The 21483-nt window shown below is 46.1% G+C and carries 21 protein-coding genes; 19 read left to right on the top strand and 2 right to left on the bottom strand.

The window, feature by feature from the left end:
- Window positions 1–57: 57 nt before the first annotated feature.
- The 4 genes from CI597_RS10045 to CI597_RS10060 all read left to right on the top strand — a co-directional run bounded on the left by CI597_RS10045 (window position 58) and on the right by CI597_RS10060 (window position 4267).
- Window positions 58–483, top strand: coding sequence for a putative ABC transporter permease (locus tag CI597_RS10045; protein ID WP_024727221.1), 426 nt, complete (start codon window positions 58–60; stop codon window positions 481–483).
- 216 nt (window positions 484–699) lie between these two features.
- On the top strand, window positions 700–1434 hold the full coding sequence (locus tag CI597_RS10050; RefSeq protein ID WP_024727222.1) for an ankyrin repeat domain-containing protein: 735 nt from the start codon (window positions 700–702) through the stop codon (window positions 1432–1434).
- A gap of 15 nt (window positions 1435–1449) precedes the next feature.
- A complete protein-coding gene (locus CI597_RS10055) occupies window positions 1450–3570 on the top strand; it encodes a DNA topoisomerase III (RefSeq protein ID WP_024727223.1) in 2121 nt (706 codons plus the stop codon).
- 22 nt (window positions 3571–3592) lie between these two features.
- Complete coding sequence (locus CI597_RS10060) at window positions 3593–4267, top strand: SanA/YdcF family protein (RefSeq protein ID WP_024727224.1); 675 nt, start codon at window positions 3593–3595, stop codon at window positions 4265–4267.
- A gap of 115 nt (window positions 4268–4382) precedes the next feature.
- Here CI597_RS10060 and CI597_RS10065 read toward each other — a convergent pair whose 3' ends face one another.
- Entirely contained in the window at window positions 4383–5600 is a 1218-nt protein-coding gene (locus tag CI597_RS10065) for an argininosuccinate synthase (RefSeq protein WP_024727225.1), read from the bottom strand.
- Between the two features lie 283 nt (window positions 5601–5883).
- Here CI597_RS10065 and argC point away from each other — a divergent pair, with 283 nt between their 5' ends.
- From argC to holA, 13 genes are all read left to right on the top strand, one after another.
- Window positions 5884–6924, top strand: a complete 1041-nt coding sequence (argC, locus tag CI597_RS10070; RefSeq protein WP_024727226.1) for an N-acetyl-gamma-glutamyl-phosphate reductase — start codon at window positions 5884–5886, stop codon at window positions 6922–6924.
- A 21-nt stretch (window positions 6925–6945) separates the two neighbouring features.
- Window positions 6946–8172 (top strand): bifunctional ornithine acetyltransferase/N-acetylglutamate synthase, encoded by a 1227-nt coding sequence (argJ, locus tag CI597_RS10075; RefSeq protein WP_024727227.1) that lies wholly within the window; start codon window positions 6946–6948, stop codon window positions 8170–8172.
- An 11-nt stretch (window positions 8173–8183) separates the two neighbouring features.
- Window positions 8184–9068, top strand: coding sequence for an acetylglutamate kinase (gene argB / locus CI597_RS10080; protein ID WP_024727228.1), 885 nt, complete (start codon window positions 8184–8186; stop codon window positions 9066–9068).
- 9 nt (window positions 9069–9077) lie between these two features.
- The gene (locus tag CI597_RS10085; RefSeq protein ID WP_024727229.1) at window positions 9078–10259 is read left to right on the top strand and encodes an aspartate aminotransferase family protein; all 1182 of its coding nucleotides are present in this window, start codon (window positions 9078–9080) and stop codon (window positions 10257–10259) included.
- A 60-nt stretch (window positions 10260–10319) separates the two neighbouring features.
- Entirely contained in the window at window positions 10320–10757 is a 438-nt protein-coding gene (locus CI597_RS10090) for a DMT family transporter (protein WP_024727230.1), read from the top strand.
- Between the two features lie 109 nt (window positions 10758–10866).
- Window positions 10867–11436 carry a helix-hairpin-helix domain-containing protein gene (locus tag CI597_RS10095; RefSeq protein ID WP_024727231.1) on the top strand — a complete coding sequence of 190 codons (570 nt, stop codon included), beginning with the start codon at window positions 10867–10869 and terminating at the stop codon, window positions 11434–11436.
- A gap of 14 nt (window positions 11437–11450) precedes the next feature.
- Window positions 11451–12137 (top strand): response regulator transcription factor, encoded by a 687-nt coding sequence (locus CI597_RS10100; protein ID WP_024727232.1) that lies wholly within the window; start codon window positions 11451–11453, stop codon window positions 12135–12137.
- A gap of 28 nt (window positions 12138–12165) precedes the next feature.
- On the top strand, window positions 12166–13566 hold the full coding sequence (locus CI597_RS10105; protein ID WP_024727233.1) for a sensor histidine kinase: 1401 nt from the start codon (window positions 12166–12168) through the stop codon (window positions 13564–13566).
- Between the two features lie 14 nt (window positions 13567–13580).
- Window positions 13581–14099 carry a GerMN domain-containing protein gene (locus CI597_RS10110; protein WP_024727234.1) on the top strand — a complete coding sequence of 173 codons (519 nt, stop codon included), beginning with the start codon at window positions 13581–13583 and terminating at the stop codon, window positions 14097–14099.
- Between the two features lie 5 nt (window positions 14100–14104).
- Window positions 14105–16375 (top strand): DNA internalization-related competence protein ComEC/Rec2, encoded by a 2271-nt coding sequence (locus CI597_RS10115; RefSeq protein ID WP_024727235.1) that lies wholly within the window; start codon window positions 14105–14107, stop codon window positions 16373–16375.
- Window positions 16372–17013, top strand: coding sequence for a nucleotidyltransferase family protein (locus CI597_RS10120; protein ID WP_024727236.1), 642 nt, complete (start codon window positions 16372–16374; stop codon window positions 17011–17013). The genes CI597_RS10115 and CI597_RS10120 overlap by 4 nt, the downstream gene beginning before the upstream one ends.
- The gene (locus CI597_RS10125; RefSeq protein WP_024727237.1) at window positions 16994–17902 is read left to right on the top strand and encodes a selenium metabolism-associated LysR family transcriptional regulator; all 909 of its coding nucleotides are present in this window, start codon (window positions 16994–16996) and stop codon (window positions 17900–17902) included. Before CI597_RS10120 ends, CI597_RS10125 begins: the two co-directional genes overlap by 20 nt.
- 2 nt (window positions 17903–17904) lie before the next feature.
- Window positions 17905–18882 (top strand): DNA polymerase III subunit delta, encoded by a 978-nt coding sequence (gene holA, locus CI597_RS10130; RefSeq protein ID WP_095142939.1) that lies wholly within the window; start codon window positions 17905–17907, stop codon window positions 18880–18882.
- A gap of 61 nt (window positions 18883–18943) precedes the next feature.
- Here the strand turns inward: holA and rpsT are convergent, their stop codons facing one another.
- On the bottom strand, window positions 18944–19207 hold the full coding sequence (gene rpsT, locus CI597_RS10135) for a 30S ribosomal protein S20 (RefSeq protein ID WP_009289501.1): 264 nt from the start codon (window positions 19205–19207) through the stop codon (window positions 18944–18946).
- Window positions 19208–19405: 198 nt separating this feature from the next.
- Between rpsT and gpr the strand changes: the two genes are divergently transcribed.
- Both gpr and spoIIP read left to right on the top strand, forming a co-directional pair.
- Window positions 19406–20269: a GPR endopeptidase gene (gene gpr, locus CI597_RS10140; protein ID WP_024727238.1), complete on the top strand. Its 864-nt coding sequence runs from the start codon at window positions 19406–19408 to the stop codon at window positions 20267–20269.
- A gap of 9 nt (window positions 20270–20278) precedes the next feature.
- Window positions 20279–21394: a stage II sporulation protein P gene (spoIIP, locus tag CI597_RS10145; protein WP_024727239.1), complete on the top strand. Its 1116-nt coding sequence runs from the start codon at window positions 20279–20281 to the stop codon at window positions 21392–21394.
- Window positions 21395–21483: the final 89 nt, after the last annotated feature.

The raw sequence follows: 21483 nt of genomic DNA on the forward strand, positions 1-21483 counted from the left end.
AAGAGCGTATATCCAAACCCGGCATCGCACACAATATTTAAAAAACGGGTGAATAGAATGGAACGAAGATTAAAAATAGAAAAGCATTTAATTTTATTTGTTTTGGGAGGAATGGGATATTTCTTCCTGGAAGTTTTAGTGAGGGGATATTCTCATTATACGATGTTCCTGTGCGGAGGAGCCTGTTTTTTATGTATCGGGCTTTTAAACGAGAGCGTAAAGATCAAGATGAGCTTTATAAGCCAGATGGTTCTTTCTACGTTTATCATCACAGGGCTTGAACTGGTCACGGGGCTGATCGTCAACGTTTGGCTTGGCTGGGACATTTGGGATTACTCTGAGCTGCCATATAATTTTAAAGGGCAGATCTGTCTTCTGTACTCGGTGCTCTGGTTTTTTGCATCCAGCGTTGCGATTGTCATGGATGATTTTTTAAGGTATAAACTGTTTCATGAAGAAAAACCTCATTACAAAATCCTTTGAGTCTTTCTTGCGATCAGAAGGAGGCTGTTTTTGCCTTTTTCTGATCATTTTTTTGGAAGACATCAGGTTCTTTTTATGATATTATTGTCAGGAGAATATAGGCAAGATTGGATTGCAGTGAATCGATTTCTTATTAAACTATAATAAAATCATAAGTATTTTCATAAGAATTAGCCAGAAAGAGTTTTATATAATGGTAGCTGCGAGGTGATTCTTATGAAAAAAATACCGACAGTACATAAAAAATTGGCAGCTGTCCTGCTGTTTGTCTTATTAGTGGGATGTTTTCTGACGGGGGTTTTATATACATCAGGAAAAAAGACAGCCAAAAAAACTGTATATAAAAATGGAACGATCCAATACAATATTTTCTATAATAACAAGAAAGAAATCAGACGGATGGTAAAGCAGGGCTTTGATCTGAACGACCCGGATCAATCCGCATCCAATGCACCTTTGCTCATGGCGATCGATGTTCTCGACCGGAACCGGATGTACGGCATGGTGGAATTTCTGACTGGGCAGGGGGCAGAAGTGAATGCGGATTATTCTGCAGAAAATGATATTGTCTTTAGACGCAGGACTCCGCTTTATGAGGCCATCTCCTTCGGAGACCGAAAGCTGCTCGGTCAGCTTTTGAAGGTCGGGGCAGATGCGGCTTATCAGGATAAAGACGGGACAACGCCGCTGATGTTTGCCTGCTATATGGCAAATGGAAACGTGAATCAAAACTCGGTAGATATCATCCGGAGTCTTTTGGATGCAGGTGCAGATCCGTCTGCCGTAAATAAGGACGGAAAAACAGCCGAAGATTATTTTGAAATGGGACGCAGAAATATGGAAGCCGATATGGAAAACAGCGGCTTAACCGACGAAGAGAAGAAACAGAGCCGGCGGTATCTGGGAAAGATCCGGGTTTTGCTGGACCGTGCGGTCGGCAGCCGGCGATAGAAATGAGGATGGAAAATGAAAAAACAATTAGTAATTGCAGAGAAACCTTCGGTGGCAAGGGATATCGCCAGGGTTTTGGGATGCAGGCAGAAGGGATCTTCCTTTATGGAGGGGGATCAGTACATCGTGACCTGGGCACTGGGTCATCTGGTGACTCTGGCAGATCCGGAGCAGTATGGGAACCAGTATAAGCAGTGGAGCATGGATACACTTCCGATGATGCCAAAACAGTGGAAACTCGTGGTGATCGGGAAGACGTCCAGACAGTTTCAGTCTGTCAAAAAGCTGATCTTCAGGGAGGATGTGTCGGATATTATCATTGCGACAGATGCGGGGCGCGAGGGTGAACTGGTGGCCCGGTGGATTCTCTTGAAAGCGGGAAATAAAAAGCCTGTAAAGCGGCTGTGGATTTCATCGGTCACGGACAAAGCTATCCGGGAGGGATTTTTAAAGCTGAAACCGGGAAAAGAATATGAAAACCTGTATCACGCGGCTGTGGCAAGGGCAGAGGCAGACTGGCTGGTAGGGATCAATGCCACGAGGGCGCTGACCTGCAAGTATAACGCCCAATTATCCTGCGGCAGAGTACAGACTCCTACGCTTGCCATGATTGCTGAAAGAGAAGAGGAGATCCGCAGTTTCCGGCCGAAAAACTATTATGGACTTAAAGCTGTCAGCCAAGGCTTGACATTTACGTGGAAAGATCACAGGTCAGGAAGCAGCCAGAGTTTTGACAGGGAAAGAATAGAAAAGGTAAAAACAGCCGCGGACGGAGCGCCCCTCCTTGTTCAGAAAGTATCAAAAAAGCCGAAGAAAGCCTATGCGCCTGCCCTCTATAACCTGACGGACCTTCAGACCGATGCAAACAAAAGGTTCGGATTTTCTGCCAAACAGACGCTGAATCTGATGCAGAGTTTGTATGAGCACCACAAGGTATTGACTTATCCGAGGACGGATTCCAGATATCTGACCACCGACATGGCAGACACCATAAAAGAACGGCTGAAAGCCGTGAGCGTAGGCCCGTACAAGCAGTGGACCGCAAAGCTCATGACAAAACAGGTCAAGGCCTCGGCTTCGTTTATCAATGACGGCAGGGTATCAGACCATCATGCCATCATTCCAACAGAACAGCCGGCATATCTGAGTGATATGAGCTTTGAGGAGCGGAAAATTTTTGATCTGGTAGTAAAACGTTTTCTCGCCGTTTTGTCACCGGCCTGTGAATATGAGCAGACGTCTGTTTCCGGAAAGATACAGGGAGAGATGTTTGAGGCAAAAGGAACCGTCATGGTCAAAGCCGGATGGAAAGATATTTATCAGGAAGAGGACGGAAAAAATGAGGCTCTGCCTCAGAAAATACTTAAAATTTTTAAAGAGGGAACGAATGTCAAAGTGGACTCTTTAAAGATCACAGAAGGGACGACCAGTCCGCCTTCACGGTATACGGAAGGAACCCTGATTTCCAAAATGGAGCGGCAGGGCCTGGGCACGGTGGCTACCAGAGCGGATATCATTGAGAAACTGTTTTCAGGATTTCTTCTCGAAAAGAACGGCAATGAAGTTACTGTGACTGCCAAGGCAAAACAGCTTTTAAAACTGGTCCCGGAAGATTTGAGAAAGGCAGAGCTCACGGCTCAGTGGGAACAAAGGCTTACGGCAATCGCCGAGGGCAGGGAAAGCGACAGAAAATTCATGGGAGAGATTGGCGGGTACACCAGACAGATCATCGAAGAGATCAAACATGCCGACGGGACGTTCCGCCATGAAAACCTTACCCGCCATAAGTGTCCGGAGTGCGGGAAATTCATGCTGAAAGTGAAAGGAAAGCACGGTACGTTCTTAGTCTGCCAGGATCGGGAATGCGGATGCAGAAAGACACTTTCAAGGACAACCAACGCCAGATGCCCTGTCTGTCATAAAAAGATGGAGATGGTCGGAGAAGGAGATGCCCAGAAGTTTGTCTGTGTGTGCGGACACAAAGAAAAACTCAGTGCGTTCAAAGAGCGGAAGAAAAAAGAGGGTGCCGGAGTCAGCAAAAAGGAAGTGAACCGGTATCTGAAAAAGCAGCAGAAAGAAGCGCAGGAGCCGATCAATAACGCCTTTGCGGATGCATTGGCGAAGCTGAAACTTTAAAGGTGCAGCAGGGGGGAGCAATATGAAACAGAAGAAAAGACGGTGGGTGAAACTATTGTTAATTCTCATCTTTGCGGGGCTTCTGAGCGCAGGAGGGATCAACTGGTTTGTCGTCCGCCGGTCGGGAAAAGAAATACAATCATTGCAGAAACTTGCTTCGCAAAAAAGCAGAAAAGCGGATGCAGTCGTCGTGTTGGGGGCGAAAGTGAGAAAAGACGGCAGCATGAGCCTGATGCTGAAAGAACGTGTTGATTTAGGGATTCAGGCTTACAAACAGGGACTTGCGGACCGGATCATTATGAGCGGAGACCATGGAGCAGGGGGGTATGATGAGGTCAGCACCATGAAGACATACGCCATAGAGAAGGGAGTGCCGTCCGAACATATTTTTAAGGATCATGCAGGATTTTCTACTTATGAGACGATGTACCGGGCAAAAGATGTTTTCAGGGTGAAAAGTATTATTGTAGTCACACAGAAGTATCATCTGTACCGTGCCGTTTATGATGCCGGGGCGCTGGGACTTGAGGTGAAAGGGATCGCCTGTGATAAGGCTGTTTATAAAGGAGACAAAGCAAGAAAATTCCGGGAGGCTATTGCAAGGGTCAAGGATTTTGGATACACGGCAGTAAAGCCAAAACCAAAATACTTAGGAAAGGCAATACCGGTCAGCGGAAATGGAAATGTGACGGATTAAGGACAAAGCGGTCAAGCCCGCCTTATCCGCCTGAGAAATAAAAAACTGCCGGTCAGCTGTATATTTTCAGCTGGCCGGCAGTTTTTTGTATAATACCTGCTTTTTTGTTTTAAAATTAATCGGCAAGGCCCTGGTCTTTTAAGGCTCTTACTTTCATTGACAGGCCGAACAGACGGATGAATCCTTCTGCGTCGTGGTGGTCGTACAGGTCACCTGTTGTAAAGCTTGCAAGTGATTCGCTGTAAAGGGTATGAGGAGAGGAAGTACCCGCTTTGATGATGTTTCCTTTGTAAAGCTTGAATTTTACTTCTCCGGTCACGTCTTTATCGACTGTCTCGATGAAAGACTGTAATCCTTCTCTCAGAGGACAGAACCATTTTCCTTCATAGACAAGATCGGCAAACTTGCCTGCTACGATTTTTTTGAACGCCATGGTGTCACGGTCTAAGACTACTTCTTCCAACTGCTGGTGGGCTTCCATTAAAATGGTTCCTCCCGGAGTCTCATAGACACCGCGGGATTTCATACCAACCACACGGTTTTCCACAATGTCGATGATGCCGATGCCGTGTTTGCCGCCGAGTTCATTTAACTTGCGGATAATGTCGGATGCCTTCATCTTCTCACCGTTTACCGCAACCGGAGCTCCGGATTCAAAGGTGATGGTCACGTATTCTCCCTCTTCCGGAGCCTGCTCCGGTGAGTTTCCTAATACTAATAAGTGATTGTAATCAGGCTCCACAGCCGGATCTTCTAATTCCAGTCCCTCATGGCTGATGTGCCATAAGTTCCGGTCACGGCTGTAGCTGTTTTCTGCAGAGAACGGAAGGTCAATGCCGTGGTCCTTGCAGTACTGGATCTCATCTTCGCGGGATTCCATCTTCCATGTGTCCAGTTCACGCCATGGGGCGATGATCTTGATGTCCGGAGCCAGCGCCATGATAGATAACTCAAAGCGGATCTGGTCGTTTCCTTTTCCCGTAGCGCCGTGGCAGATCGCAACGGCACCTTCTTTTCTCGCAACTTCCACAAGTTTTTTTGCGATGACCGGACGGGCGAACGATGTACCTAATAAATATTTGTTTTCGTAAACCGCATCGGCCTTTACTGTCGGGATCACATAATCATCCACAAACTCGTCAACTACATCTTCTATATATAACTTTGTGGCTCCGGAAAGCTTTGCGCGCTCTTCCAGACCGTCTAATTCATTTCCCTGTCCGACATCCACACAGCAGCAGATGACTTCATAATCATAGTTTTCCTTCAACCAGGGGATAATCGCGGTGGTGTCCAGCCCGCCGGAGTATGCCAAAACAACTTTTTCTTTCATTCTTGTTCCTCCTCATATAGTTCGTACCATCAGTTTTTTATCTGTGTTCTATCCAATAATATACGGGATAACAGGAGAAGATGCAAGGACTTTTTCAAATAATAATGCATAAAATTTCAAAATAAATGAATATATACATGAATAAATGAATAAATATTCGTAATGTCTTTGTGGGGAAAAGATTTAAAAACTCTGATTTATCGGTAAAAAAGGTGTTGCATATTACATTACAGAGATGTATAATTATAAACAATTCGTAAACGCAGGAAAAGAGGAGAATTTTATGATAAAAGCAGGAATTATAGGATCTACGGGTTATGCCGGACAGGAACTAGTCCGTCTGCTGATGCAGCACAAGGATGCAGAAATCGTATGGTATGGCTCCAGAAGCTACATAGACAAAAAGTACTATGAGGTCTTCCATAATATGTTCGAGATCGTGGATGCAGGCTGTATGGATGACAATATGGATGAACTGGCCGAAGAAGCGGACGTGATCTTTACGGCTACCCCTCAGGGGCTGTGCAGTTCCCTGGTGTCGGAGAAAGTTTTATCTAAGACAAAGATCATCGATTTAAGCGCAGACTTCAGGATCAAGGATGCGGACCGCTATGAAGAGTGGTATGGAATCAAGCATCCCAGCAGAGAATTTATCAGGGAGGCCGTTTACGGCCTGTGTGAGATCAACAGAGAAGATGTAAAGAAAGCCAGACTGATCGCCAACCCGGGCTGTTATCCGACTTGTTCTATTTTATCCATTTATCCGCTGGCAAAAGAGGGACTGATCGATATGAATACCGTCATCATCGACGCCAAGTCCGGAACCTCCGGGGCGGGAAGGGGCGCAAAGGTCAACAACCTGTACTGTGAAGTCAATGAAAACATCAAAGCCTATGGAGTGGCGTCCCACAGGCACACGCCGGAGATCGAGGATCAGCTCGGCTATGCGTGCGGACAGCCGGTGGTACTGAATTTCACTCCGCACCTGGTTCCGATGAACCGGGGAATCCTGGTGACAGCCTACGCTTCCTTAAATGAAGAAGCTACATATGAGCAGATAAAAAATATTTACGATTCCTATTATAAAGAAGAAACATTTGTCAGAGTGCTTCCCCAGGGCGTATGTCCGGAGACCCGATGGGTAGAGGGAAGCAACTATGTAGATCTGAATTTTAAGATTGATCCGAGAACGAACCGCGTGATCATGATGGGTGCCATGGATAATCTCGTTAAAGGAGCGGCCGGTCAGGCGGTCCAGAATATGAACCTGATGTTCGGACTCGATGAGACAGAGGGACTTAATCTGGTCCCGATGTTCCCGTAGAGATGAGAAAGGAGATAAACTATGAAGATATTAGACGGAGGGGTGACGTCCCCGAAAGGTTTTTTGGCAGCAGGACTGCGGGCTGGAATAAAACCCGGAAAAACAAATAAAGATATGGCTATGATTTTGAGCGAAGAACCGGCGGCTGTGGCAGGGACATTTACGAGAAATGTTGTGAAGGCAGCTCCGGTACTATGGGGACAGAAACTGGTAAATGAGCAGGAGACGGTCCGGGCAGTGGTTGTCAATACAGGGATCGCAAATGCCTGTACCGGTGAAAAAGGTTATGACAACACGGTAAAGACAGCGGAAATGGCAGCGTCAGAGCTTGGTGTTTTAAAAGAAGAAGTTCTGGTGAGCTCTACCGGAGTGATCGGTCAGCAGCTTCCGATGGAAGCCATTGAAAAGGGTGTAAGGCTTTTGGTTCCGGAGCTGAAGCATGACCGACAGAGCAGCCGGGATGCGGCGGAGGCGATTCTTACTACCGATACGAAGACAAAAGAGGCAGCAGTTTCTGTGGAACTTTCAGGTGCGGAGGTGACCGTTGGAGGTATCTGCAAAGGCTCCGGCATGATCCATCCCAATATGGGAACCATGCTTGGTTTTATCACCACAGACGCAGCCATTGACAAGGCTTTGCTCCTGGAACTTCAAAGGGAGCTGATCGAGGATACCTTTAATATGATCTCTGTAGATGGTGATACTTCCACTAATGATACCGTGTTCGTGCTGGCAAACGGAATGGCGGGGAATGCAAAGATCACGGAGAAAAATGCAGACTACGAGGCATTCAAAGAGGCACTGTTTTATGTGAACCGGGAGCTTGCCAAAAAGATTGCCGGAGACGGTGAGGGCTGTACAAAGTTATTTGAAGTTCAGGTACACCATGCACCGGATAAGGACTGTGCCAAGACTCTGAGCAAGGCAGTGGTCACATCCAGTCTCACAAAGGCGGCCATTTATGGAAAAGACGCAAACTGGGGAAGAATCCTCTGTGCCATGGGATATTCCGGAGCGGCATTTAATCCGCTGAAAGTGGATATCTCATTAGAGAGCAAAAAAGGAAGTCTTACTATTGTAAAAGATGGGGTCGCTGCGGATTATTCTGAAGAAAAAGCCACGGAAATTTTAGCCGAAGATGCAGTGACAGCCGTCATTGATATCCATAACGGAGAAGTGACAGCCACGGCGTGGGGCTGTGACCTGACCCATGAATATGTATCTATCAACGCAGATTACAGGAGTTAAGGAGAGGAACTATGGACGAAAAGATGTTGGAGGAAGAATCATTGAAAGCAAAGGTATTGATTGAAGCTCTGCCTTATATCCGTTATTTCAGCGGGAAATATGTGGTTGTCAAATACGGCGGAAGCGCCATGCTGGACGCAGAACTACAGAAAAATGTGATCCGGGACGTAGCCCTTTTAAAATTGATCGGTATGAAGCCGATCATCGTACACGGCGGCGGCAAAGAGATCAGCAAGTGGGTGAAGCTTTCAGGAAAGGAACCTGAATTTTACAATGGCCTCCGTGTCACAGACAAAGATACGATGGAGATCGCAGAGATGGTGCTGTTCAAGGTGAACCAGGAGCTGGTTGCCATGATGGCACAGCAGGGCATCAAAGCCGTCGGACTTTCCGGAAAAGATGCGGAGATGATGAGGGTAGAAAAAAAGGAAGTCCCGGGAAAAGATCTCGGCTATGTGGGAAATGTAACAGAAGTCAATACGGACCTTTTAGAGGCGCTCATTGAGGATGATTTTGTTCCGGTTATCTCTCCCATCGGACTTGGGGAGGATTACGCCGGCTATAACATTAATGCGGATGATACGGCCTGTGCCATTGCTTCTGCTTTGAACGCAGAGAAGCTGGTTTTCCTTACGGATATTGAGGGAGTCTTCATTGACCCTGAAGATAAGAGCACACTGATCTCCGAGATGGATTTGACCCAGGCGCATGAATTCGTCGACAAAGGAGTCGTTGGCGGGGGCATGCTTCCGAAGCTTAAAAACTGTATAGAGGCCATCGAAAACGGTGTTGCAAGAGTGCATATTCTGGACGGACGCCTGGACCACTGCCTGCTGCTTGAGTTCTTTACACAAAAAGGTATCGGAACAGCGATCTTAAAAGATCCGATTTTTTAGGAGGAGAGCATGAATCATTTTATAGAAGACGGAGAAGCATACATATTAAAGACTTACAACCGGTTTCCAGTGGTTTTAGACCGCGGGGACGGTGTAAACCTATATGATACCGACGGGAAAGAATATCTGGACTTTGGGGCAGGGATCGCTGTTTTCGCATTGGGGTACGGAAACAGAGAATACAATGATGCTCTGAAAGCCCAGATCGATAAACTGATCCATACGTCGAACCTGTATTACAATGTGCCGTCGATTGAAGCGGCAAAAAAAATCGTAGAAGCCACAAAGATGAAAAGAGTATTTTTCACTAACAGCGGCACGGAGGCCATCGAGGGCGCGCTGAAAGTCGCACGGAAATACAAATATCAGGAGGACCCGGACAAGGAATATGAATTCATTGCAATGAAGCAGTCCTTCCACGGCAGAAGCCAGGGGGCCCTGTCTGTGACAGGCAATGAAAAGTATCAGGAAGGCTTTGTGCCGAAGGAATTTCGTGCGGTGTTTGCCGAATTCAATAATCTTTCCGATGTGGCTTCCAAGGTGACGGACAAGACCTGCGGCATCATCTGCGAGGTGGTCCAGGGAGAAGGAGGTATTTATCCTGCCGATCCTGAATTTTTAAAGGGTTTAAGGAAACTCTGTGATGAGCATGACCTTCTGCTGATCTTTGATGAGATCCAGTGCGGCATGGGACGGTGCGGTTCAATGTTTGCCCATGATATCTATGGAGTAAAACCGGATATACTGACCCTTGCCAAGGCTCTTGGATGCGGTATTCCTGTGGGCGCGTTTGTAGTAGGTGAGAAAGCAGACGGGGTTTTAGTGCCCGGAGACCACGGAACGACTTATGGGGGGAATCCTCTGGCGGGAGCAGCGGTAAATGCTGTCTTTGAGCAGTTTGAAAAGCTTGATTTGGTCGCACATGTCAGGGAAGTGGGCGGCTATCTGTGGGATAAACTCGAAGAACTTAAAAATGAATTCAGTTTCATCACTGCCCACAGAGGCGCCGGACTGATGCAGGGACTGGAGTTTTCGTCAGAAAAACAGGCTGGGCAGATTGTATCGAAGGCTCTGTCCAACGGACTGATCCTTATCTCTGCGGGAAACAATGTTTTGAGGTTTGTACCGCCGCTTGTCATCGAAAAGGAACATGTAGATCTGATGACTGAAAAGCTCAGAGCCTCTTTTTAAATGTATAATCAAAAACTTCCAGGGATAAACTATGGGTAACAAATCTTTGGAGGTTTTTTTATGATTGGATTTATAATAGCATTAGTATCAGGAGCCCTGATGAGTATTCAGGGTGTGTTTAACACCGAAGTTTCAAAGCAGACCGGATTGTGGACAGCCAGTTCTTTCGTGCAGTTTACCGGACTGCTGACCTGCCTTGCCGTCTGGAGCTTTGCGGAAAGGGACCAGAGCTTTCTAAGCCTCATGAAAGTGTCGCCCAAATACGTGCTTCTGGGAGGAGTCATGGGTGCGGGCATCACCTTTACAGTTATCAAGAGCATCGGTTTGCTCGGACCGGCAAAATCTGCCATGCTGATCGTGGCTGCACAGCTGATCGTTTCGTACTTAATCGAGGTTTTCGGACTGTTCGGCGTTGAAAAAACAGGGTTTCAGTGGATGAAGCTTGCGGGCGTCGTATTGTTTGTTGCCGGCATCTTAATTTTTAAATGGAAATCATAAGGTTCCCCTGAAAGATGTCCTTGTAAAAATGAGACAGATTAGTTACAATAGCAATAGAGATTTTACGCATGGATAGATGGCGCTTTGTACAGTTAAGGAGGTCCTTAGATTGTATAGAGCAAAAAAGTTATGCATGACCGGTATACTGTTACTGGCATTCTGCGCGGCGGGATGTACACAGAAGTCCGGAATGCAGATAAAAGATGGGTCCGAGCCCCGAAAAACCGAAGAAGCTTCCGAGAAGGAGAAGATCTGCGTCTATGTCTGCGGCAGCGTGAAGAAACCTGGAGTTTATGAACTTCCGGAGGATGCAAGGATTGTCTCTGCCATCGCTTTGGCAGGAGGATTCACGAAGGATGCCTCAGCCGAAGACGTCAATCAGGCAGAACGGATCAAAGACGGGCAGCAGATCTATGTGCCCTCGAAAAAGGAAGCCGGGAAGAAGAGGGATACATCTTCACAGACCGGAGTTTCCGGGGCTCAGGACAAAAGGGTGAATCTAAACAGTGCATCCAGGGAAGAACTGATGACCCTTACAGGGATCGGAGAGGCCAAAGCTTCCGACATTATTTCTTACAGAGAAGAAAACGGAGGCTTTGAAAAGCCGGAAGATATTATGAAGATTCGGGGGATTAAACAGGGCATCTACCGTAAAATCAAAGACATGATAACAGTTTAGTTTGAGGTGAAAATATGAAGAAGGTACTGGTTGTTGATGACGAAAAATTGATAGTAAAAGGAATCAAGTTCAGCCTTGAGCAGGATGAGATGGAGGTAGACTGTGCCTATGACGGAGAGGAAGCCCTGGGCCTTGCAAAGGAAAATCAATACGATATCATACTTTTGGATGTGATGCTTCCTAAGCTTACGGGATATGAAGTGTGTCAGGCCATCAGGGAGTTTTCGACCGTACCCATTATCATGCTGACAGCAAAAGGCGACGACATGGATAAGATCCTCGGACTTGAGTACGGCGCGGATGATTATGTGACCAAGCCATTCAATATTCTGGAAGTAAAAGCGCGGATCAAAGCCATTTTAAGGAGAAGTGTCAGCCACACGGCTCCGGCAGAGACGCCTAAGGTGATAGAAAGCCGCGGATTAAAGATTGACTGTGACAGCCGGAGAGTCCATATCAACGGCAAAGAGGTTAACTTGACGGCGAAAGAGTTTGACTTGCTGGAACTGCTCGTATTCCATCCGAACAAAGTATACAGCAGAGAAGACCTGCTGAACACTGTTTGGGGGTATGACTATCCGGGTGATGCCAGGACCGTGGATGTCCATATCAGGCGTCTGCGCGAAAAGATCGAGGTAAATCCGGGAGTTCCTGACTATGTACATACAAAATGGGGGGTAGGTTATTATTTCCAGGCATAAGAAGGACAGATTTTCCTACTTTAAAAGTATGCAGTTCCTCATTTTTATGTCAGTGCTGGTGATTACGGTATTCGTGGTGGTGCTGTTCAGCAAGCTTTTAAACGACTCATACAGCGAAAAGGCAGAACAGCAGAAGATCGACGGGATTGAAAGCCAGTGTCAGTGGCTGGCATGGCAGGTTGTCGGAGTGGATTTTTTGATCGATGACAGTTCCAACTCCATTTCCAACCAGACCAATGAGCTGGCGGCGAGCCTGCATGGACGGATTATCGTCGTAAAGAGTAATTATAAAATAGTAAAAGACACAATGACAGATTATCAGGATAAGTTTTATATCTCTGACGAACTGCTGAAGGTCATGAAAGGAAACAAACAACGTATTGTCTCCGAGGTGGGCAACAACGTAGAGATCATGATTCCGATCGTGAACAAAGGAAACCGGAAAAAGAAGGTACTGGGAAGCGTCATCGCAACGATTCCGAAGAGCGATATTGTAGCTGTCTCCAATGAGATGAAGCAGCAGAGGAATATGCTGGTGGTTGCGTTTATCATATGCGGCATGTCTGCCGGGGCGCTGTTGAGCTACTGGCTGACGAAGGATTACCGTAAGATCCAGAAGGATCTGGATTTTATCTCTTCCGGACATGAGGATGAGACGATCAGTGTAGTAGGATGCACCGAAGTTAAAAACATGGTTACGGCCATGAATGAGATTCTTGCCAAGGCACAGGTTCTCGAAAATTCACGCCAGGAATTTGTCTCTAACGTTTCCCATGAACTGAAGACGCCTATGACTTCCATGAAAGTCCTGGCCGATTCACTTCTTCAGCAGGGAGAGACTGTGCCGGCGGAACTCTACCGCGAATTCATGAATGATATTGTGGCCGAAATCGACCGGGAGAATGTCATCATATCGGACCTTTTATCTCTGGTCAAACTGGATAAGAAGGCAGCCAAGCTGGAGATTTCCAGCGTCAATATCAATGAACTGCTGGAGATGATCATGAAGCGGCTGAAACCGATCGCGGGACAGAGGAATATTGAGCTGATTCTGGAATCTTTCCGTCCGGTTACGGCCGAGATCGATGAGGTGAAGCTGACCCTGGCGCTTTCCAACCTGATTGAGAATGCAATCAAGTATAACCAGGACGACGGATGGGTAAGGGTATCTTTAAATGCCGACCACAAATATTTTTATGTGAAGGTAGCGGATTCAGGCGTCGGCATCCCGGAAGACTGTCAGGGACAGGTGTTTGAGCGGTTCTACCGGGTAGACAAGGCCAGATCCAGAGAGACCGGGGGAACCGGTCTGGGACTTGCTATTACCAAAAATGCAGTTCTTGTCCATAACGGTGAGATTAAGTTGTACAGCAAAGAGGGAGAGGGCACTACATTTACGGTCCGGATTCCGCTCAAATATCAGGCATAAGGAGGGATACGGCGGTGAGAAAACGAACGATTTTATTATGTATCCTTCTGACCCTTTCCAGTGTGCTCGTTTTCTGTGCGGGCTGTTCAAAGAAAGATGAAGAGGATACACAGTCAAAAGACGGGACAGGAATTTACTACACAAACAAAAGCTGCACGAAGCTGATCAGGAAGGATAAAGATATCGATGTCCAAATGAACAGTCAGCTGGGGGCAGAGGAACTTTTGGACGAGATGTCCAAGGTCGGCAGGAACAGCAAGTATAGGACAGCCATTCCGGAAGATATCAATATCAGCAATGTGATCGTTTCCAACAATATTGCCTATGTGGATTTTTCGGTTGGGTATAAGAAGATTGAACCGAATGAAGATGTCATCTGCAAAGCTGCCATCGTCTATACGCTGACACAGCTGAAGGGAGTCGGTTATGTGGAATTCACCGTCTCCGGGCGTCCGATCATCGATACGGACGGTAAGCTGATTGGTGGGCTGAACCGGGACAGCTTCCTGTTCGGTGAACTTCCGATGGAGTAAAACAAATGAATAACAGACCATTTCTTGCAGTATTTGCAGGCTGTTGGCTTGGAGAAATCACAGCATGTAATGATGTTCGGATGGTTTTCGCAGCGCTTCTCTTTTCAGGGATATTTGTGCTCTTTTTTAAGAAACAAATGTATGAATGGAGAAGGGCTGTTTTATTTTCCTTTGCAGGTTTTATGTTGGGAGCCCTTATGTTTCTTTATCAGAACGAAAGGTTCACCCGGCAGGAAAAAGCGTTAAAAGGCTCTGAACAGGTAAGAGCGGCGGGTACCGCAGAGTGGAAAGGAAAGACAAGGAAGAAAGAATTTCTGCTTCTATCCCATGTATATCTGCCGGACCGGGATCTTTATCTGGATGGGGACGTGATGGTGTATGACGACGATTTCGATCATATACTGCCGGGAAATAAAGTGGTGCTGACGGGGAAACTTTTGGCTCACGAAGGGCCGTCCAATCTGGGAGAGAACGATATGAGGATCTACTATCTCTCCAGGAATATCGGATTTACGATGTTTCCGGATAAGAAGGAGACTTTGGGGCAGGAGAAGAATTTTTGGAAGAGCAGGTTGTTTTCTATACGCAACCGCATGTCGGAACATCTTTCCTCCCAGTATGGCGAGGAGATACGGCCGATATTTGAGGCGATGATTCTGGGCGACAAGACAGATATTTCGGAAGATTTGAAAGACACTTTCACCCAAAGCGGAATCGTCCATATTCTGGCGATTTCCGGGCTGCACATCTCGCTGGCAGGCGCAGGGATTTACCGCAGACTGAGAGGGGCAGGGGTTTCTCTCTGTCTGTCAGGTGCAGCCGGACTGATGTTTGCTTTTTCCTACTGTGTCATGACCGGAATGTCCGGTTCATCAAAAAGAGCCCTGCTCATGTTCTTTTTCTTCGTGCTGTCCCAGATATGCGGACGCTCTTATGATCTGCTGTCATCCGGCGGCACGGCGGGGTTTCTGCTTTTGCTGGAAAGTCCGTTCAGATGCATGGATGCCGGATTTTTAATGTCCATGGGGGCTGTCGTCTCTGCCGGTATTTACAGAGAAGTGCTGCCGGCACGAAAACAGAAAACTTTCAAAGACAGACAGATAAACCGGTTTGTCTTCTGTATTGTGGTCCAGATCATTATGATGCCGATTCTTTTATATTTTCAGTATGAATGTTATCCTTTTTCTTTTATTTTTAATTTTCTGATGCTCCCTCTCGTGACAGCAGGGTTCACGGCAGGATTCCTGAGTGCTTTTCTGCCGGTTTTCCTGTTTTCGGTCCCCGCATCCGTATTGTTTTCTCTGATTGTGGCGGGAACAAAGCTGTCCCGCCGCCTGCCGGTTCAAAACCTTGTCCTTGGAAAACCTTCTTTTTTGTGGATTATTTTATTTTATACTGGGCTCTGCTTGATGTATAAAACGTTGAAAAAAAGGTCTTATCTTAAGTATGCCTGCCTGCTGGCATGCGGCTGTTTTTTGGCATTGGACGTACAGAAAGGGCAGGATAAAATTTCTTTTCTGGATGTGGGCCAGGGAGACTGTATTGCCCTGTCGTTAAACCGGCAGGACATGATCCTGGTGGACGGCGGGAGTTCCTCCAAACAGGATGTGGGACGATATATCATAGCACCGTATGTAAAATCACAGGGATATCAGGCGATCAGAGCAGCAGTCATCACCCACCTGGATTCTGACCATTATTCGGGCATCAAAGAACTTCTGCCGTCGGGGATGATCAAGCGACTTTATCTGCCCCGGGTAAAGAAAGATAATGCATATATGGAAATAGAAAAGGAAGCCGAACAATATCACGTTCCGGTCGGTTACTTGTCGATGGGGAGTAAGTTTTCGGGGACTGACTGGTCTATGGAATGTCTGCATCCCAAGCCGGATACCGGGCTGGAGAAAAATTCCGCATCCCTTGTGTTCCGGCTGAAGGTACAGGACTTGAGTGTTCTTCTGACAGGAGATTTGGAGAACGAAGGGGAAGAGATGCTTGTGCGGAGCGGGATACAGCATGCCGACATATTGAAGGTGGGACATCACGGATCTAAAAACGGCACAGGAGAGGAGCTGCTCCGTCAGCTCAGGCCAAAGATTGCCATCGTTTCCGCGGGGAAAAAGAACCGATACGGGCATCCCCACCGGGAGACGGTCAGAAGGCTGAACGATTCGGGGTGCAGTATCTATGAGACTTCCAGATCAGGAATGCTCTGGTTTTCCATGGAAAGAAAGCGGTGGTATTTAAATTCCAAACTTGATATAATAAAACAATGATAAAAAAGAAGAAAATCGCAGGTATTGTCCCATGTGCAGGATTATCGAGGAGGATGGGGGCGTTTAAACCGCTGCTTCCATTTGGAAACGGAACCATTATAAGAGGTACGGTCAAAAGCCTTTTGGACGCCGGTGTCAGCAAGGTTATTGTGGTGGCAGGATACCGCGCAGATGAGATTGAAGAAGAACTGGCCTCTATGAGCGGGACAGAGATCATACATAATGACAATTTTGAGCACGGAGATATGATGGAATCCGTACAGATGGGGATTGCCAGGGCTCTGGCCTTTGACGGCGCCGTAGTGGTGCCGGGGGATATGCCTATGATCGCTGAAGAGACATATCAGGTGCTTTTTACATGGTTCGAGGCCTCAGAGGCCTCAGTAGTTATTCCGTCCAGAAACGGGCAGAGGATTCATCCTCCGGTGATTTCGAGGGAGTGTTTTCCATATCTTTTAAGATTCAGAGAAGGGGGAGGTCTCAGGCGGGCATTACTCCATTACCTGGAATCTACGGTTTTGGTCACAGTGGAGGATGATCCCGGATGCATAATGGATACGGATACACCGCAGGATTATGTGAGACTGATGGAATATTATGGAACAGGGAGGAAAAGGCATGGAATTTCGGCAGATTGAAGCTTTTGTAAATGTAGTAAAGTATCAGAGTTTTTCTAAGGCGGCAAAGATCATGTTTCTTTCCCAGCCCACGGTCAGTGCCCATGTGGTTTCAATGGAACAGGAACTTTCCTGCCGTCTGTTTGACCGGACGACGAAGCGGGTGGAAGTCACGGCAGATGGAAAAAGATTGTACGAGTATGCCACAAAAATACTGGATTTAAGAGATGAAGTATATGAGGAATTTATCCGTCCGAAAGGAGAGAGGCTCTCTCTCGTGCTTGTTGGAGATTCGATTGCCCTGCAGTATGTTCTGCCTGATATCTTAAAGGATTTTAAGCAGCTGCACAGGGAGGTGGACATCTCTCTCGTCCAGAAGAACAGTGCGGATACGGTTAAGATGCTTCTCAAAAAAGAAGCTGATCTGGGATTTCTGGGAAAACATGAGGATGTGCCGGAACTTGTTTTTATCCCTTATGGGACCGATCAGCAGGCAGTGATCACGCCGAATCACGAAAAGTACCGGAATCTGCTTGAAAATGGCTATTCGTTTCAGGAATTGCTCAGCGAACCTTTTATTTTAAGAGAACTCACAGATGATACGGAGGAAGATGAAGACCGTTTTTTAGAAGAACAGGGTGTTGATCTGAGCAAGCTGCATGTGGCTGCAAAAATACATGATAAGGAGATCATCAAACGTTCCGTCAGTATGGGAATGGGCATCGCGGTCATGCCGCTGAAAGCGGTGGAAGAGGAGGCAAAAAGAGGAAAGCTGCTGATTTTTCATCTGGACCCCGGGAAAGCCGAGAGGACGCTTTACCTGGCTTTCCGCAAAGAAGATGCAGAGCAGTCCCCGATTTTAGAGCTCACAGCTCTGTGCAGAAAATATAATGGAAGAGAGAGGCTTTGACAATGAAAAGAGTTTTACAGCATATAAAAGAACAGAAGTATCAGAACCTATATTTGTTTTATGGAAAAGAAAAGTATCTGGCAGCCCAGACGCGGGACAAGTTAAAAGAGGCGCTGATTCCATCCGGGGATACGATGAATTACTCCTATTTTGAAGGAAAAAAGACGGACCTTCCGGAAATTTTAGAACTGATACAGACAATGCCCTTTTTTAATGATTACCGCCTCCTGGTACTGGATCAGACAGAACTTGGGAAGAAAAGCAACGATGATTTTTTGAGTGCGCTCAAGGAAATCCCGGAGACTACGATTCTTTTAATCATTGAAGATGAAGTGGACAAGAGGTCAAAAATCTATAAGTATATCAATAAAGAAGGCTGTGCGGTATCTTTTGAGACGCCGAAGGAAAAAGACCTGATCCTGTGGGTTGCCCAGATGCTGAAAAAAGAACAGAAAAAAATGACTCAGAAAGATATTCAGCTGTTTCTTTATAAGACCGGGCAGGATATGTTTACAATAAAAAATGAGCTGGAGAAATTGATTGCCTATACGAAGGGCAGAGAGGTCATCGGTTCAGAAGATCTGGAGGCCCTGACCACAGCCCAGACGACCAATCAGATCTTTGTCATGCTGGAAGCCATCGCAAAAAAACAGCGGGATACCGTTTTAAAGCTCTATTATGATTTGATCGAACTTAAGGAATCCCCTTTCGGGATACTGGCTCTGCTGGTGAGACAGTGCAACCAGCTTTTACAGACCCAGTCGCTTCTGGAAGCCGGCAAATCCCAGGGGGAGATGGCGAAAGAACTGAAAGTGCCTCCGTTTGTAGTGGGAAAACTGAAGCAGCAGGTGCGCTTGTTTAAAAGAGAAGAATTATATGCGATGATAAAAAAATGTGCAGTCACAGATGAAGGGATCAAGACCGGAAAAATCACGGACAGGATCGGAGTGGAACTGCTGCTCGTAGAATTCAGTAAGTAATAAATAAGTAATAAAAAAAGAGCTGACGGTTAGCTCTTTTTTTATAGATTCATTTTGAAAATTAAGCTACAGAATTGACAGCTTTTGTCAGGCGGGAAACCTTTCTTGCAGCAGTGTTCTTGTGGAAAATTCCTTTGGATGCTGCTTTGTTGATCTCTGAGATACATGCTGTTAACGCTTCGTTTGCAGCAGTTTTGTCTCCTGCGGCAACAGCTGCTTCTACGTTTTTGATATATGTTTTTACTTTTGTTTTAATCGCTTTGTTTCTTTCTGTCTTTGTGTTGATTACAAGAATTCTCTTCTTTGCAGATTTGATATTTGCCAATGTGGGCACCTCCATATAATAATTGTACTTATCTTTTCGTTCGGTGTTTACTTCGAAGCGAGACACGGTAATAGCTTCTATAAACATACTTCTCTATTTTATAGAAGTCTGTCCGATCTGTCAATGCAAAAGTTCCTGTTTTTACATATTTTTTTTGGATTCTTTTCATACTAAGGACAGGAAGAAAGGAGAATAAGGATGCAGAACAGAACAGACTTAGCGTTAGAACTGAAAGAAGAAGCAGAGGAAGAATCCAGATTAAAAGGGGTTTCCATGAAAACCAGAATCGATGCCTCCAATCAGATCAAAGAGACGAGGATCACGATCAAAGACAAAGAGGGCGAACAGGTACTTGGAAAACCTATGGGTCAGTATATAACGATTGAGGCAAAGGACTTGTCGGCAAACGACGGCAGCTACCACAAAGAGATGAGCGAGGCTTTGTATTTGAACTTAAAAGAAATGATTCCAAGAAATGCAAAGGTGTTTGTGGCAGGCCTTGGAAATTCTGAGGTTACGGCCGATTCTCTCGGACCTAAGGTTGTAAATAATCTCTGGATTACCCGGCATCTGAAAAGAGAAGGTTATCTAAAAGATGCGATGGAACTCAGTGCGATCGCACCGGGAGTTATGGCACAGACCGGTATTGAAACTTCAGAAGTGCTGGAGGCCCTGGCAGCCAAGATCCAGCCGGATCTGTTGATCGCCGTGGATGCCCTGGCAGCCAGGAGTTCTTCCAGGCTGAATAAGACGATCCAGATCAGTGATACCGGAATTGCACCGGGGTCCGGGGTGGGAAATCACAGAAATGAGATCACAGAGAGAACAGTCGGAATCCCGGTCCTTGCCATAGGTGTTCCGACGGTCATCTCTGTTCCCGCTATCATCAGTGATATTGTGGGGAATGAGTCGGATAACGGAGATATTTTGGAAATGCTTGACGAGGATTTTACTTCCATGCATGTGACACCGAAAAATATTGACGAATCCATTAAGAGAATCAGTTACACAATTTCAGAGGGAATTAATCATTTACTGCATAATCATATAAAAGCTGAATAAAATGATGATATGGGAAAAAAGAGAAGAGCAGCGGGATGCGTCTTGTTTGCCGTCTTCCTTATCATGGGAATCCGTTTTTTTTCCGGACATCCGGACATGGTGTCCACGGCTGTCCAGAATTATTATCTAAAAGCAGTAAATGAGCTGATTCCGTCCTATCACAGCGGCGGCCAGCCGATTTACGGATCAGTGCTGAATAAAATCATAACGACCTACCGGAATGACATTGTGCCGTCTATCTGTTACAGTGAAAATTATTCCGAGGTTAAAAGTTCCGATTTAGTAAAAAATCAGTTCTATGATCTGGAGGATAATGAACAGAGCGGAGTCCGGGTAGATGAAGTTCCGGCGAAGAAGACCGTGTTCAACAGTAAAAAGTGGAACGATCCGAATTATTTAAGAAAATATATTTATCAGGTAGACAGCACTACGATGGTGACGAACAGTGAGATCAATGGAAAGGTTCTTTTAAATAAGGACCTTTCCCTGAAGAAATCAAAGCAGCCCCAGATTTTGATCTTTCACACTCACGGCAGTGAAGCTTATAAGGACAGCAGGAAAGGAGAAAAGTCAGACACTGTCATAGGAGCCGGAGATGTTCTAACAAAACTCCTGAAAGAACAATATGGGATCAATGTGATACATGACAGAGGGATTTACGATGTAAAAAACGGAAAGGAAGACCGGTCGAAAGCATATTATTATGCGGCGGCCTCTGTTGAGAGATATCTTAAAAAATATCCGAGTATCCAGGTGGTGATCGATCTGCACCGGGACGGAGTGAAAGAGAGTACAAAACTGGTTTCAAAACAAAATGGGGTGGAAATGGCTCAGTTTATGTTTTTTAACGGCATCAGCCGGACTGCCAAAAATGGAGATATCAAATACCTGAAAAATCCGAACAAGAAGACGAATCTGGCGTTCAGCCTGCAGCTTCAGGCGGAGGCAATGAAAAAATATCCGGGTCTTACCAGGAAGATTTACATCAAGGGATACCGTTATAATCTGCATTACAGGGGAAGGAGTCTTCTGATTGAGTTGGGTGCTCAAAACAATACAGTAAAGCAGGCTAAAAATGCAATGAAACCGCTGGCAGAAATTTTAAATGATGTGTTATACCCTTAGAGGACCTACATAAATATAAGCAAAGAAAAAGGTTGAAATGGACTTTCAGCCTTTTTTTTGCTATACTGAATCGAATATGTTTATTTGCA

The organism is Anaerostipes hominis (ex Lee et al. 2021) (genome assembly GCF_002270485.1).
Lineage (GTDB): Bacteria > Bacillota > Clostridia > Lachnospirales > Lachnospiraceae > Anaerostipes > Anaerostipes hominis.

Excerpts from the sequence above, each read along its gene's own strand:
- CI597_RS10085 (WP_024727229.1), top strand. The coding sequence starts at position 9,078 with ATGAATCATTTTATAGAAGACGGAGAAGCATACATATTAAAGACTTAC.
- CI597_RS10060 (WP_024727224.1), top strand. The coding sequence starts at position 3,593 with ATGAAACAGAAGAAAAGACGGTGGGTGAAACTATTGTTAATTCTCATC.
- CI597_RS10120 (WP_024727236.1), top strand. The coding sequence starts at position 16,372 with ATGATAAAAAAGAAGAAAATCGCAGGTATTGTCCCATGTGCAGGATTA.
- spoIIP (WP_024727239.1), top strand. The coding sequence starts at position 20,279 with ATGGGAAAAAAGAGAAGAGCAGCGGGATGCGTCTTGTTTGCCGTCTTC.
- CI597_RS10045 (WP_024727221.1), top strand. The coding sequence starts at position 58 with ATGGAACGAAGATTAAAAATAGAAAAGCATTTAATTTTATTTGTTTTG.
- argB (WP_024727228.1), top strand. The coding sequence starts at position 8,184 with ATGGACGAAAAGATGTTGGAGGAAGAATCATTGAAAGCAAAGGTATTG.
- CI597_RS10090 (WP_024727230.1), top strand. The coding sequence starts at position 10,320 with ATGATTGGATTTATAATAGCATTAGTATCAGGAGCCCTGATGAGTATT.
- CI597_RS10115 (WP_024727235.1), top strand. The coding sequence starts at position 14,105 with ATGAATAACAGACCATTTCTTGCAGTATTTGCAGGCTGTTGGCTTGGA.
- argC (WP_024727226.1), top strand. The coding sequence starts at position 5,884 with ATGATAAAAGCAGGAATTATAGGATCTACGGGTTATGCCGGACAGGAA.
- CI597_RS10105 (WP_024727233.1), top strand. The coding sequence starts at position 12,166 with ATGCAGTTCCTCATTTTTATGTCAGTGCTGGTGATTACGGTATTCGTG.
- holA (WP_095142939.1), top strand. The coding sequence starts at position 17,905 with ATGAAAAGAGTTTTACAGCATATAAAAGAACAGAAGTATCAGAACCTA.
- CI597_RS10050 (WP_024727222.1), top strand. The coding sequence starts at position 700 with ATGAAAAAAATACCGACAGTACATAAAAAATTGGCAGCTGTCCTGCTG.
- gpr (WP_024727238.1), top strand. The coding sequence starts at position 19,406 with ATGCAGAACAGAACAGACTTAGCGTTAGAACTGAAAGAAGAAGCAGAG.
- CI597_RS10125 (WP_024727237.1), top strand. The coding sequence starts at position 16,994 with ATGGAATTTCGGCAGATTGAAGCTTTTGTAAATGTAGTAAAGTATCAG.
- CI597_RS10055 (WP_024727223.1), top strand. The coding sequence starts at position 1,450 with ATGAAAAAACAATTAGTAATTGCAGAGAAACCTTCGGTGGCAAGGGAT.
- CI597_RS10065 (WP_024727225.1), bottom strand. The coding sequence starts at position 5,600 with ATGAAAGAAAAAGTTGTTTTGGCATACTCCGGCGGGCTGGACACCACC.
- CI597_RS10100 (WP_024727232.1), top strand. The coding sequence starts at position 11,451 with ATGAAGAAGGTACTGGTTGTTGATGACGAAAAATTGATAGTAAAAGGA.
- argJ (WP_024727227.1), top strand. The coding sequence starts at position 6,946 with ATGAAGATATTAGACGGAGGGGTGACGTCCCCGAAAGGTTTTTTGGCA.